The sequence below is a fragment of the Paracoccus sp. Ld10 genome (assembly GCF_045064235.1).
Taxonomy (GTDB): domain Bacteria; phylum Pseudomonadota; class Alphaproteobacteria; order Rhodobacterales; family Rhodobacteraceae; genus Paracoccus.
In genome coordinates, this window is record NZ_JBISHD010000032.1 from 520,974 (window position 1) to 534,201 (window position 13,228).

A 13,228-nucleotide genomic window follows, 5' to 3' on the forward strand; every position below is an offset into this window, starting at 1 on the left:
CATGACGTCGCATCGGTGGCGATCCCATGACATATGCCAATCCCTCTGGGACAGATTGGCGAAAGACCCCAGACAATGACTGCGCCCGCAGTGATCGACCCCAAGTACCGATTGGCAAACGGCCTTATGCACCCGGCACAAAAGGCGATCAGGTAGAGGCTTTGACAGGGCGTCCCCTGCCAGTGCCCCGAGGAATGGGGCACTGTCTCAGGTCGTCCGCGCCTGTTCGTGACAAGCAATCGCGCAGACAGGAGGAATGTCTGCGCCAACGGCCATGATCAGGCAGGGCAGCGGGCGATCACCTTGATCTCAAAGTCAAAGCCAGCCAGCCACGTCACGCCGACAGCCGTCCAGTTCGGGTATGGAGCACGTGGAAAGACCCGGGCCTTTGCCGCCATGACCGCACCAAACTGCGTTTCGGGATCGGTGTGAAAGGTGGTGACGTCCACGATGTCCTCAGGGCCACATCCCCCCGCCTCCAGCACGGCAAGGAGGTTGTCGAACGCCAGTTGAACCTGCTGTGCAAAGTCGGGTTCAGGTGTGCCATCGGAACGGCTGCCCACCTGCCCTGAGACAAAAAGCAGATCCCCGGATCGGATGGCGGCCGAGTACCCGTGCTGCTCATAGAGTGAATGGCGGTCGGCGGGGAAAACCGGTTCATTGCGAAGCATTCAAGATATCCTCTCATGGTGTCGCCTGTTACGGCGAATTCAGATACGCTGCGTATGTTCATTATTTTACATACGCCGCGTATGTCAACTGCCGGCATCGGCATCGGCATCGGAGAGACCATGGCTGGAAAGAGGGCGCAGATGATGGAAGAGACCCGCGCGAAACTTATCGCGGCCGCACGGAGGGCGTTCACGGAACAAGGGTATGCCGGAACATCGATGGATGATCTGACAGCGGCCGTCGGGCTGACGCGCGGGGCGCTGTACCACAACTTCGGGGACAAGCGCGGGCTGCTTGCCGCCGTTGTCGAAGAGGTGGATGGCGAAATGGCGGCGGCGGCCATGGCAGAGGCGGAACGCAGGGGCGGCAGTGCGTGGGACAAGCTTCTTGCGGAGGGATCGGCCTATATCATGGCGGCGCGGAACCCCGAAGTACGGCGCATCGTCCTGTTGGACGGCCCTGCGGTCCTTGGGGATCCCTCGCGGTGGCCAAGCCAGAACAAATGCCTTGCCGCGACCATGCGCAGCCTGGAAATTCTGGCCAACGAAGGCGCCATCAGGCCTGTCTCTCTGGAGGCCGCAGCAAGGCTGCTGAATGGCGCCGCGCTGAACGCCGCGCTCTGGGTTGCTGCCAGCGATGCGCCCGACGAAGTCATGACAGACGCCATCGCAGCCTTTGCACAGCTTGCCTCGGGTCTTTTGACGAAAGGTTAATGGTATGGATGATTGATGCCGCCATGAACGACTACCCGTCAGGCCTACTGATGCAGATCAGGGATCTTCGGCATTACCGTACTACGGCGGCACGGAAAACACGGGGGCTGCGCCGGGCGTCCGGAGTTGCAGACCCGTTCGGCTCTTTGAACAGCCGAGGCGCATTCCGAAGCGGACCGTAGCCAGCATCCGGAAAACCGCATTGTCACAGCCTTCCTCGCCGGCCTCCAAAATCCTGCGAACCCTGATCGCGCCCCCTGAGGAAGCCAGTGGCAGATACGACCACGCTCAGGTCGGACGCCCCCGCTTCACAGATGCAGATCAACGACCTTGTCACGCAATTGAAGACCTCGGGCAAACTCCTGATCAACGGCGCCGGGGCAGGATTAGCCGGTGATTTCGCACGTGACCCTCGATCACCTCATCGCGGCGCAGAGGATTGAGGCCAACGTCGCGGCCTTGAGTAAATACCTTGTCGCGACATTGGACAGTCAGAGCACGGTCAACCGGTCGTCTCAGGGTCACAACACCACGCAACGGGCTAAGCCACCCCGATGCACGAACCATCAAACATCGAACCTCTGCCGCCATGATCGGTGCGGTGCGTCATCAGGCTGACGCACGTGGGTGAGTCTTTCACGGCGCCGCGTTCGTTACCACGCTGATCCTGCCCATCGGGCGTCAGGTGATCTCTTGCTTCACCAATAAGGGCGTGCACCCCGGACCATTTAGCACGGAGAAGACAACTGCACGTGTCACCGCAATGATATGGTGCAAAGCAGGCTTTACCCGCAGCACCTCCGCGCCGACAAGCACCATCACAGGCTTCTTGATGTCAGCCGCCCAACCATCGATAGATGATCGCGTGAGCGTCGAGGCCTTCCGACAAAGTGGGAGCTGTGAGATCACAGAGGTCGCCCATCAGATCCATGAATCCTGATGTCCACATATACGTCGAATGGAACAAAAGACGGTAACGAGAGCGGCTTACCGCGCAGTCCTTACGCACAAATCATCTATGCCACCGGCGTGCCATGGTGCCGCGATGAAATAGAAATCGCATCGACCCGCAGCAGGTCAGCAAAGCATATCGAATTCGTTCGATTTTTATTATTCAATGGTGCCCGGAGACGGATTTGAACCGCCGACACGCGGATTTTCAATCCGCTGCTCTACCAACTGAGCTATCCGGGCCCCGGTAGACCCTGTCGGGTCTTGGGTAGGCGGTGTTTACGAAGCGGCGGCGGGACTGTCCAGACCAAATCTGCGATTTTTCCTGTCATGCCCGGCGCTTTTCAAAACAACAAATCAGTCCCTGCTTTCATCGTCGGTCGGCAGATCCTCCAAGGGCGCGCCGGGAATGACATAGGCCCCGCGCAGCCACTTGGCCAAGTCGACATCAGCACACCGTTTGGAGCAAAATGGGCGGTACTGTGGCTGGCTGTCCTTTTTGCAGATGGGGCAGGCCATCACGATCCTCCGGTCGCTGCCGCCAACCGTGCCAGTGGCACGCGGTCGCGCTTGCGCGTCAGTTCGTACAGGCCCAACGCAGTCCAGCCGACCAGGGTCGTTTCCGACCCGGCGCCGCGAAACGCGCCCTGCAGAACCTGGTCCAGTGTCGCACGGTCCCGCTTTGGCATCGGCGCGAAATCGATCACGATCTGACCGCCCAAACCGCGCAATGCAAGCTGGCGCGGCAGTTCGCGGGCCAAAGCGATGTTAACCTTGAGGCCCGCGGCCAGCGACGTGTCGTTGCCGGTATTGACGTCGACCGCAACCAGCGCCCGCGTTGCCTCGACAGACGCATCGCCGCCGCCCGGCAGCGGCACGCGGTGCGACAGCAGCGCATCGACCGCATCCAGAACGCCGCAACGCTCAAAGCTGTCGTCACCCTCCTCGACGGCGTCGGGGGCGGGTTCGGCCCAGTCCATCCAGGCCTGTTCCCATGGCGTGGGCGCGTCCAGCAGCAGTTCGGGCGCGCCAGACATTTCGGCACAGATGCGGTCGGTCAGTTCGATCAGGTCGTCCAGTTCTGCGCGGATATCGTCGTCGTCGGCGTCCAACCCGACACTGCGCAGGATCAACCCGTGGTCGCGGTCACCCAAGGCCGCCTTGCCGATGGCCTCCAGCTGGTCACGGCGATCCTCATCGCGGATGCTGCGAGAGACGTTGACACCCGGCGCGCCCGGCGTGACCAGTGCGTGGCGGCCGCGAAACAGCAGGCGTGTGGACAAGGGCACGGCCTTGCCGTCCTCGGCCACGCCCGCAACCTGGACGAGCAGAGGCTTGCCCTCGGACACGCCCTTGCGGTCGCGCAGGTAGCCCGTCTGGGCGTCCGGCAAGCGCAGGAACACGCCGCCCTGCCCCTTCATGAACCGGTCGGTCGAGGCACGACAGATTGCGCCCGGTGCAAGCGCGGTCAGCGGATCGCTGGCCACCAGCAGGTCGATCAGTTGACCGTCCTGCATCAGAGCTGCAGATTCGAGGCCGAACAAATGCCCCAGAACGACTTGGCGACCCTTCATCAGGTATGTTCCTTGATCTTGGGATGGATGCCGATTGCGGCCAGCATGGCGGCGGTTTCGGACAAAGGCAGGCCCACCACGGCAGAAAACGACCCCTCCAGCCACGGTATGAAGGCCGCGGCCGCGCCTTGGATCGCATAGCCGCCGGCCTTGCCTTGCCAATCACCCGCGTCCAGATACCGCTCCAGCGCGGCCGGATCGATGGACCGCATGCGGACCTTGGTCTCGACCAGGCGCAGGGCGGTGCGCGGGCCGTGGCGCAGCGCGATCGCGGTCAGCACCACGTGGCGACGCCCCGACATAAGCCGCATGAACGACGCGGCCTCGTCCCGGTTTTCGGGCTTGCCCAGAATGCGGCGGCCCACCGCGACCGTGGTATCGGCGGTCAGCAGCGCCTCGTCATCGGCCAGATCCAGCGCGGCTGCCTTTTCGGCAGCCATGCGGCGGACATAGTCGCGGGGCGGTTCGGCCTTGCGGGGGGTCTCGTCGATATCGGCGGGACGCAGTGCGGCTGGAACGATCCCGATCTGGGCCAGCAGGTCCAGCCGCCGGGGGCTGGCCGATCCCAGGATCAGCCTGGGACATGCATTGGCCATGTCATGGCCTCCGGTGGTGTCGGCCGTCCCGAAGGACGGCTTACTTGAAGCGGTAATTGATCCGCCCCTTGGTCAGGTCATAGGTGTTCATTTCCACCTGCACCTTGTCGCCTGCCAGAACCCGGATGCGGTTCTTGCGCATCTTTCCTGCCATATGTGCGATGATCTCATGGCCGTTTTCAAGCTCGACCCGGAATGTCGCATTGGGCAGGAGTTCCTTCACGACGCCGGGGAATTCGAGCATTTCTTCCTTGGCCATGGTCACTCCGTTCTTGTCATCCCGTCAGATTCGGGACCGACGTTACATGGGACCAGAATGCGGGGAATTCAAGGAAAAAGCGCCCGGTCACCCCCGCAGAACAGTCAGGTCCGTACCCATGGCAAGGCCAACGTCGTCAAGCGCCATCCCCTGGGCGCGGAACGGATCGGGCTGGGACAGATCGCCCGGGTCATGCGCGCCCATCATCGCGACCCCCTGCCCCAGCATCGAAGCGGTGCCGTCGTCTGTCCCGGCCAACGCGGGGTCGCGCAGGCGAATGGCATGACATCCCTCGGCCTCGCCGAATTTCCCGGTGGCCAGGATCTGGCCGTCCTGCGTTTCCAGCGTCGCCTGTGTCAGGCACGCACGCGGCAGGCTCATCAGCCGCCCGTCCAGAAACCCGCGCAGCTCGGCCAGTGACACGCGCTTGCGGCACAGAATGCCGGTAACGGCGACCGGCGCGTCCTGCATCGCATCCGCCAGACTGATCCGCGCGGGAATGGCCGCGGGCGGCAGTGGTTCAACGGTGGGGGGGGCGTCAGGACGGGGGCGCGCCTGGGCTGTGGGCTGTGGCAAAGCCAGCAGAATATGCCCTTCGCGCATGTCCGGAGCCCCCATCGCCAGATGAAAGGACAAGCTGCGCAGCGGCCGATCCTCCAACATCAGGGACAGGGGCCGCGGGTCGTCCAGATGCGTCAGGAAATGATAGCCTGCAACACCCTCGAACCCGTCGACACCTTTCATTTCGGAGGTCAGTTCCGCCAGCATGGCATTGATGAAATCCGAACACAGCAGCGCATCGCTGCGCGTGGGCCGTCGCCGTTCCAACCCGCGAGAGGTCACACGCCCCAATGCCTGCCATTCGACCAGCGCCGCCACCGCCTGCGGGCACAGCGCGACCGCCCCCAGCAGATCGCCCGGCCCCTGCAGCACGACGACCAGCGGCAGTTCGGGCAGCAGTTCGGGCAGTTCAGCCAGCGTCAGCGCCCCGGGCTGTACCGACAGCGTCCTGACAGGCAGCTGGTACAACCGGTCGGCAGCGCGCCCGATGGCGGTCGCTGCGGCGCGGGATGGGGTGGGCGGGGGGGATGCAGGCAATTGCGGCGCCCCGCCCTGCCCCAGCCTGACCTGCGCGCGCGTCTGCAGCATGCGGCGCAATACGCCAGGGGCTTGGTTGCCGGGGTCTGCTTGGGTCATGTCACGTCCGAATCAGGCTGTCGCTGCCCTTTCAAAATGGACCGTCAGGATTGAAAAAGGGTTAACCGGCGGGCACCGGGGGCCGCGCGGGCAGCTGAATGCGGAATGCCGCCCCGTCCTGCCCCGGCAGATAGCTGATGTCGCCACCCAACGTCAGCATGATCTCCCGACAGATCGCCAGCCCCAGGCCCGCCCCGCCCGCACGCGCCGGGTCGTTCAGGCGCGCGAATTTCTCAAAGATCAGTTGTTGTCGCCCGCTGTCGATGCCGCTGCCATTGTCAATGATATCGATGACCGCGCCGCCGCCCTTGGGATGACCGACACGCAGGATCAGTACGGGATGCGCGGCATCGCAATACTTGCGCGCATTGCTGATGACGTTGATCAGTACCTGCAGCAGGCGGTCCGCGTCGGTGATCAGGCCCAGATGTTCCGATGGCAGGTCGCGGTCGATCAGGAACCCCCGTTCGGGCCGCGTCGCCGATGCGGCAGACAGCGCGCGGGTGATCAGATCATGCAGGTTCGCGACAGAGATCGTCAGTTGCGCCCGCCCGCTTTCCAGCACCGACAGGTCCAGTAGGTCGTCCAGCAACCGTGTCAGGCGCCCGGCCTCGTCATGGATGATACCCGCGAACTTTCCGCGTTCATCCGGCGTCAGGTCAGGATCCTTGAGGATCTCGGAGAACGCCCGGACCGATGTCATGGGCGTGCGCAGTTCGTGGCTGATCTGGCCCAGGAACGCATCTTTCTGCACCGATAGCGCGGTCAGCTTGTCGTTGGCCTGACGCAACTGGCGGGCCGTGCGGGTCAGCTCTGCCTGGGCGGCCTCCAGGCGCTGCGTCTCTTCCTTAGCGCGCTGCGCCTCGTCGGCGACCTGCAGCAGGTCGGCCACCGTCAGCGCCACGCCCCCCGCCACGCGATCGATCATCGCATGCGCGGTGGCCGATCCGATGGACCCCGCCAGCCGCCGTTCCAGCCGGGTCAGAAACCGCGGCGTCAGGTCGGGCAGATAGCCGGTCTTGCCCTGCGCACGCGCCTCGGCCTGGAAATGGCGCAGCGCGGCGTCCGGCCCCCAGACCCGGCGCGCCATCGCCAGCAACGGCTCGGCCCGGTCGTCGGCGCGCAGCATGCGGCTGTGGCGGATCGGCTCGACCGCCGACACGAAGGACAGACCCTGCAACCGTTCGACCGGATCGGGAAAACCGAAAATCGACACGCCGACAAAGGCCAGCGTGTTCACCGTCAGCGACAGCGCCACCGCAGCGGTCCACGGATCGACCCCCGGCGGCACCGGCAGGTCGCCCCCGACGCCCACCGACGGCAAAAAGATCAATGCCATCCACAGGACCGACCCGGTGCCGATACCGGCATAGGCCCCCTTGCGATTCGCGCCGCGCCACAACAGCCCGCCCAGCATCGCGGGCAGGACCTGCGCCATGCCGGTGAACGCAACCAGCCCCATCGCGGCCAGAGCCGCCGTGCCCCCCGACGCCTGATGATAGACCCAGCCCGACGCGACGACCGCCAGGATCGCCACCCGCCGCGCGTTCAGGACAAAGCCGCGCAGGTCGTCGGTCTCGTCCGGGGCGGGAATGCGGCGCAGAGCCAGCCAGGCGGGCACCAGCCAATGGTTCGACACCATCGTGGCGACCGCGATCGCGCACATGACCACCATCGACGTCGCCGCCGAAAACCCGCCCAGAAAGACGAGCAGCGCCAGCATGTCCTGACCCGCCGCCGCAGGCAGGGTCAGCACGTACAGGTCTGGGTCCGACCCGGCGGGCAACAGTTCGCGCCCCATCACGGCAATGGGCATCACGAACAGCGACATCACGAACAGGTAGGCCGGAAAGGCCCAGCCCGCGACATGCAGGCGTTCCTCGTCCGCGGCCTCGACGACCATGACCTGAAACATTCGCGGCAGCGTCAGGATCGCGGCGGCGGACACCACGATCAGCGCCGTCCAGCGGTCGGGTTTCAGCAGCCATCCCTGGGCCACCTGCGGATCGCGGCTTGCGATGGCGATGCGGTCCAGCATGTCGATGGGACCATCGGCCAGACCCCAGACCACGAACACCCCAAGCGCCACAAAGGCCACCAGCTTGACGACCGCCTCCAGGGCGATGGCGGTGACGACGCCGTGGTGGCGTTCATCGGCGGCAAGGTTTCGGGTGCCGAACAGGATGGTGAACAGCGCCAGCCCCACCGCGACCCACAGCGCCGTACCCCCCATCGCGCCCGCATCCGCACCGTTGGGCGCATCGGTGGCAAAGATGTCAAAGGACAGGCGCACCGATTGCAGTTGCAGGGCGATATAGGGGGTGGATGCGATGACCGCGATCAGCGTCACGATGGCCGCAAGCGGGTTCGATTTCCCGAACCGGGCCGAGATCAGGTCCGCGACCGAGGTCACGTGATGCATCCGCGCCACGCGCACCAGCCGCCGCAGCCCCCACCACGCCCCGGTGAAGACCAGCGTCGGCCCCAGATAGATCGTCGCAAATTCCAGCCCCGACCGCGACGCGTAGCCAACGGCACCATAGAACGTCCAGGCAGAACAATAGACCGACAGCGACAGCGTATAGACCAGCGGATGGTCCAACCAGCGCACATGCCCGCGCGCCGCAGCCCGGTCGCCGGCATAGGCCACCGCGAACATCAGCGCGACATAGGCAAGGCACGCGCCGACCAGCGCCTCAAAGGGCATCGGGGTCGCCCGGTGGCGCCTCGGCGCGCATGGTCGCGGCCTCGGCCCGCAGCAGGGCGCGATGCAGCGCGCGGATCACCACGATCAGCCCCGCCCACAACCCGAACAGTCCGGCGGCGCCACCGGCATAGGACAGGCTGCCCGGCATCCACCAGACCGGCACCAGCAACAGCAGCATCGTCAGCACCGGCAACACCCGCGCCGCATCGCCAAGACGACGACGGTGAAACGAGGCGCGTTCCAGAAACAGCGGCCGGTCAGGCATCACGCCAGCATCCGGCGAACGGTGGCGCGCAATTCCTGATTGTCGAACGGTTTCGCCAACACCGCATCGGCGCGCGCGGCGTCATCATGCGCCTGTCCCCGCGCGGTCAGCATCAGCACCGGGGTCGCCGCCAGACCGGCATCATCCGCAATGCGCAGATCCTGCAGGATCTCGGTCCCCGACCGGTTGGGCAACATCAGGTCCAAAATCACCAGACGCGGGCGGGCGGCCGTGATCGCCTCGATCCCGCCGGCGCCGTCGGTGTGCAGATCGACCGTCCACCCCTCGCGCGACAGAATGAAACGCACTGCCTCGGCAATGTTGGGCTCGTCCTCGATCATCAGGATGTCCAGTTGCATCCGCCCCTCTCCCCTGCGGCCCGGCGCGGATCATGTGCCGGATCACGGTCCCGTGTCAAAGGGCCCTTTGGGCGTGCCCGCCCTGCGGGACCAGGATCGAGGGTTCGCGCCGCGCCGGACAGTCGGCGCGCGGACAGATGCGACAGGCCGGCCCGATGGGCAGCGCGTCGTCGGGCGGCGGTCCGTCGAACGGCAGGACCAGCATCGTCGCCTCGGTCAGCAGCGGGCCGTCCAAGCCGTGCGGTTGGCGGCGCTGCGCAAACGACAGCGTGCGGAACGCCCGCCCGTCGGGGGTGACCACGATCCGTTCCAGCGCGACCTGCGGCACGGCCAGCCCGTGATACAGCGGCCACAGCGCACAGCTGTCCCCCGGCCGCGGCAATGCAAACCCCTGCGCGGCGCGGCGCAGGGTCAGAACGCCCGATCCGTCGCAGATCAACAGGCCCGCGCCCTGGAACCCCTCGGGGCGCAGATCGGCCAGACGCCGCATCACCAGATCCAGCGGCTGACCAAGCCGCGCGGCCAGACGCACCGGGTCGGGTGGCGTGCCCGCAGCCGGGATCGCGTCCATCAGCGCGCGGTCCGACAGGGCGTCCCGGTCGTCCAGCAAACCCGCCAGCAGGTCCGCGGCCATAGCACGGGCCGCATCCGACGTCAGATCACCCGGATCGGGATCGGCGCTGCCCGGTTCGGCCAGCCATGCCTCGACCTCCTCCTGGGGGGTGCTGGCCTGGCCTTCGGCCTCGAAACTGTCCAGATAGGCGACCAAGGCCTGCGCGGTCAGGGACAGGCGTTGGCTGTCCTGATGCAGGTTTGCGTGAAACCGCTGACGCCATTCGGCCGAAATGTCGCCTTCCTCGACCAGTATCGCCGCCGTGGACCGGACAGAGGTCACGGCCGACAACACCTCGTGCAGGGTGGTCAGCAGATAGGGGTCGCGCGTCATGCGGTCGGACAGGTCGACCAGCTGCCGTTCCAGCCCCGCGCCGCGCCGCGAATGCGCGATCAGCAGGCCTGACCAGCCGGGAAAGCGGGCCAGAAATTCGGTGACCTGATCCAGTTCAGGCACGGTGCCCCCGGCAACGGGGTGGGCCGCAGCCTCGCGCAGGGCGGCAATGCGCACCTCTTCGCGGCCTTCGGCCAGTTCGTCGGGGGGGACGTCCAGAACCTCGGCCAGTCGGGCGATCAGGTCGGCGCCGACCGGGCGGCGGTTGTGTTCGATCAGGTTCAGATAGGCGGGCGAAATGCCCACCGCACGCGCAACATCAGCCTGTCGCCGGGCCATCGCCATCCGGCGTTCCCGGATCCGCGTCCCGGTCAGGACGGTGGCGGGACGCACCGCCACGGCCTAGACCGCCAGACCGTGTCGCCCGGCAAGATCGGTAAAAAATTGCCACGCCACGCGGCCCGACCGGGCGCCACGCGTGGCCTGCCATTCGATCGCCTGCGCGCGCAGATCGTCGGGATCGACCGTCAGGTCATAGGCCGCGCAATAGCCGTCAATCATTGCCAGGAACTGATCCTGGTCGCAGGGATGAAAGCCCAGCCACAGGCCGAACCGGTCGGACAGCGAGACCTTTTCCTCGACCGCCTCGCCGGGGTGGATGGCGCTGGCGCGTTCGTTGTCGATCATCTCGCGCGGCATCAGGTGGCGGCGGTTCGATGTGGCGTACAGAACCACGTTTGCGGGCCGGCCGCTGATGCCGCCGTCCAGCACGGCCTTCAGCGATTTGTACTGGGTATCGTCATGGCTGAAGGACAGATCGTCCGCAAAGAGCACGAACCGGCGTTCGGGGACCGACCCCAAGATCGCCAGCAGCCGCCCGACGGAATGCAGGTCGTCGCGCGCGATTTCGACCAGAACCAGCGGCAGGCCCTGCGCCACGGCCTCGGCATGAACGGCCTTGACCAGCGACGACTTTCCCATGCCGCGCGCGCCCCACAGCAGGGCGTTGTTCGCCCCAAGGCCGCGCGCGAATTGCAGGGTGTTGTCCAACAGCGTACGCCGCGACCGGTCGATGCCGATCAGCTGGTCCAGCCCCACCCCGGCCACATGGGCCACCGGCACCAGGCGATCAGGGTCGGCCTGCCAGACAAAGGCGGTCGCCTCGTCGAACCGGGGCACAGGAGCGGGTGGCGGGGCCAGCCGGTCCAGCGCATCGGCGATCCGCGTCAGCGCAACCGTCATTCGTCGTCCTCGATCCACAGGCCCTTTGCCCGCAGGTCGCGTTCACGCACCACTTCGATGCGGCGAACGATCTGGATCGAAATCTCGTACAACCCGTACACGACCGAGAACAGCACCAGCTGGCTGCCCACGTCGGGCGGGGTCAGACAGGCAGCCAGCGTCAGGATGATCACCACCGCATAGCGGCGCGTGTTGGCCAGCGACTGCGACGACACCAGCCCCGCCCGACCCAACAGCGCCAGCGCCACGGGCAGTTGGAACGACAGGCCGAATGCCAAGATGAACCGCGTGGTCAGGGTCAGGTATTCGCTGACCGATCCCTGAAAGACGATGCCCGCCAACCGGGTGCCGTCCCCCGCCGCCGCAGGATCGTCCGGCAGCGCCAGCGGTCCCTGCTGAAAGCCCAGGAAGAAGGCAAAGACCATCGGCAGGATGATGTAATAGGCAAAGGCGGCCCCAAGCGCGAACATTGCGGGCGATGCCAGCAGGAACGGCAGGAATGCACGGCGTTCGGTCTTGTACAGACCCGGCGCGACAAAGCGCCACAGCTGATAGCCGATCACCGGGAACGACATGATGAACCCACCAAAGAACGCGATGCGGACCGCGACCGAAAAGCCCTCCTGCAGCTTCAGCAGGATCAGGCCGCATTCCTGGCCACGCTCTTCCAGAGCGGCACAGATCGGCCTAGTCAGAAAATTGTAGATCGGGTTCCAGATCAGGTAGGCCAGGATCATCGCCGTGATCAAGGCCAGCACGGACCAGATGATCCGGGTGCGCAGTTCTTTGAGATGTTCGATCAGCGGGGCCGAGCTGCCATCAAGATCATCGTTGATCGGAGTATGCGCTGACACTTACAGGTCCTTCGTGTCCGACCGCCGCACGCCGGAGATGCGGCGGCGCGAATCGGGATTGGGCGCCACTTCGGCAGGGGTCTGGCCCGCAGGCTGCGTCGCCGAATTCGCGGGTTGAGCGGCGGGCGCGGGCACGGCGGCATCGGCACCGCCATCCGCAACCGGGGCTGCTGGGTCGGGCTGGATCCGCTGACCCATGTTGGTCTTGGGGTCCCATTTCTCGAACTTGGTCACGGCGCGGTCCAATGCGTCCAGACCGCGGCTGTTCTTGGAGGTCAGCGAGGACAGGTTCTTCATGCCCTTGGCAGCCTCGTCCAGGCCGCTGCCTTTGGCTGCGTCCTCCATCGCGCTGGTGAACTCGCGGGCCATGCCCCGGGCCCGCGCCATCAACCGTCCAAGCGTATGGAACAGCTTGGGCAGATCCTCGGGGCCGATGACGACAAGCGCGACCACGCCGATCATCAGCAATTCGCTCCAGCCGATATCAAGCATTCGAAAACTCGACCTTGTGGCGCACGGTTCAGGTACGGGTGTCGGTATGCGGCGTCACGTCGCGCGCATCGGTGCCCGGAACGGTATGAACCGGTGCGACAGGCTGGGTCGGCGTGTCCAGGGTCGTGGGCTTGTCCGCGGGCTGTTCGGCGGTGGGTTCATTCAGACCTTTCTTGAAGGCGGTGATTCCCTTGCCGAATTCGCCCATCAGGGACGAAACCTTGCCGCGCCCGAACAGAACGAGGACGACGATGGCGATGACCAGAAGGGCCATGGGGGACGGTGCGTGCATTTCAGTTCTCCGTACCGGTGTCAGGCCGTTGACCTGAGTTCAAGGACTGCGGCCAACTATAGGCCTAGTCCGCAGCCGTTGAAAGCCCACGCCGCATGATTCACCATCG

At 65.5% G+C, this 13,228-nt stretch carries 15 protein-coding genes and 1 tRNA gene; 1 reads left to right on the top strand and 15 read right to left on the bottom strand.

The annotated features are described in order from the left end of the window. Positions 1-278: 278 nt before the first annotated feature. Complete coding sequence (locus tag ACJJVR_RS16340; protein ID WP_405406147.1) at positions 279-671, bottom strand: RidA family protein; 393 nt, start codon at positions 669-671, stop codon at positions 279-281. Between ACJJVR_RS16340 and ACJJVR_RS16345 the strand changes: the two genes are divergently transcribed. Further along, positions 633-1,385: a TetR/AcrR family transcriptional regulator gene (locus ACJJVR_RS16345; RefSeq protein WP_405406148.1), complete on the top strand. Its 753-nt coding sequence runs from the start codon at positions 633-635 to the stop codon at positions 1,383-1,385. The two genes, ACJJVR_RS16340 and ACJJVR_RS16345, sit on opposite strands and share 39 nt — an antisense overlap. 1,118 nt (positions 1,386-2,503) lie before the next feature. On the opposite strand, the gene ACJJVR_RS16350 is transcribed toward ACJJVR_RS16345, so the two are convergent. The 14 genes from ACJJVR_RS16350 to ACJJVR_RS16415 form a co-directional block, all read right to left on the bottom strand. After that, a tRNA-Phe gene (locus tag ACJJVR_RS16350) sits at positions 2,504-2,579 on the bottom strand. A gap of 114 nt (positions 2,580-2,693) precedes the next feature. After that, entirely contained in the window at positions 2,694-2,855 is a 162-nt protein-coding gene (locus ACJJVR_RS16355) for a DNA gyrase inhibitor YacG (protein ID WP_405406150.1), read from the bottom strand. After that, a complete protein-coding gene (locus ACJJVR_RS16360; protein ID WP_405406153.1) occupies positions 2,855-3,910 on the bottom strand; it encodes a ribonuclease E/G in 1,056 nt (351 codons plus the stop codon). The genes ACJJVR_RS16355 and ACJJVR_RS16360 overlap by 1 nt, the downstream gene beginning before the upstream one ends. Then, a complete protein-coding gene (locus tag ACJJVR_RS16365) occupies positions 3,910-4,506 on the bottom strand; it encodes a Maf family protein (protein ID WP_405406154.1) in 597 nt (198 codons plus the stop codon). Before ACJJVR_RS16365 ends, ACJJVR_RS16360 begins: the two co-directional genes overlap by 1 nt. 40 nt (positions 4,507-4,546) lie before the next feature. After that, positions 4,547-4,765 (bottom strand): translation initiation factor IF-1, encoded by a 219-nt coding sequence (gene infA / locus ACJJVR_RS16370; protein WP_010397442.1) that lies wholly within the window; start codon positions 4,763-4,765, stop codon positions 4,547-4,549. Between the two features lie 87 nt (positions 4,766-4,852). Beyond that, the gene (locus ACJJVR_RS16375) at positions 4,853-5,962 is read right to left on the bottom strand and encodes a hypothetical protein (protein ID WP_405406156.1); all 1,110 of its coding nucleotides are present in this window, start codon (positions 5,960-5,962) and stop codon (positions 4,853-4,855) included. Between the two features lie 61 nt (positions 5,963-6,023). Further along, a complete protein-coding gene (locus ACJJVR_RS16380; protein WP_405406157.1) occupies positions 6,024-8,669 on the bottom strand; it encodes an ATP-binding protein in 2,646 nt (881 codons plus the stop codon). Then, on the bottom strand, positions 8,659-8,934 hold the full coding sequence (locus ACJJVR_RS16385; RefSeq protein WP_405406159.1) for a hypothetical protein: 276 nt from the start codon (positions 8,932-8,934) through the stop codon (positions 8,659-8,661). The genes ACJJVR_RS16380 and ACJJVR_RS16385 overlap by 11 nt, the downstream gene beginning before the upstream one ends. Continuing rightward, positions 8,934-9,293 (bottom strand): response regulator transcription factor, encoded by a 360-nt coding sequence (locus ACJJVR_RS16390; protein ID WP_405406161.1) that lies wholly within the window; start codon positions 9,291-9,293, stop codon positions 8,934-8,936. Before ACJJVR_RS16390 ends, ACJJVR_RS16385 begins: the two co-directional genes overlap by 1 nt. 55 nt (positions 9,294-9,348) lie before the next feature. After that, entirely contained in the window at positions 9,349-10,638 is a 1,290-nt protein-coding gene (locus ACJJVR_RS16395; protein WP_405406163.1) for a short-chain fatty acyl-CoA regulator family protein, read from the bottom strand. A gap of 3 nt (positions 10,639-10,641) precedes the next feature. Further along, a complete protein-coding gene (locus ACJJVR_RS16400; protein ID WP_405406165.1) occupies positions 10,642-11,481 on the bottom strand; it encodes an ATP-binding protein in 840 nt (279 codons plus the stop codon). Next, positions 11,478-12,335 (bottom strand): twin-arginine translocase subunit TatC, encoded by an 858-nt coding sequence (tatC, locus tag ACJJVR_RS16405; RefSeq protein ID WP_405406166.1) that lies wholly within the window; start codon positions 12,333-12,335, stop codon positions 11,478-11,480. Before tatC ends, ACJJVR_RS16400 begins: the two co-directional genes overlap by 4 nt. Beyond that, positions 12,336-12,827: a Sec-independent protein translocase protein TatB gene (tatB, locus tag ACJJVR_RS16410; protein ID WP_405406168.1), complete on the bottom strand. Its 492-nt coding sequence runs from the start codon at positions 12,825-12,827 to the stop codon at positions 12,336-12,338. Between the two features lie 28 nt (positions 12,828-12,855). Then, the gene (locus ACJJVR_RS16415; RefSeq protein WP_405406169.1) at positions 12,856-13,119 is read right to left on the bottom strand and encodes a twin-arginine translocase TatA/TatE family subunit; all 264 of its coding nucleotides are present in this window, start codon (positions 13,117-13,119) and stop codon (positions 12,856-12,858) included. Positions 13,120-13,228: the final 109 nt, after the last annotated feature.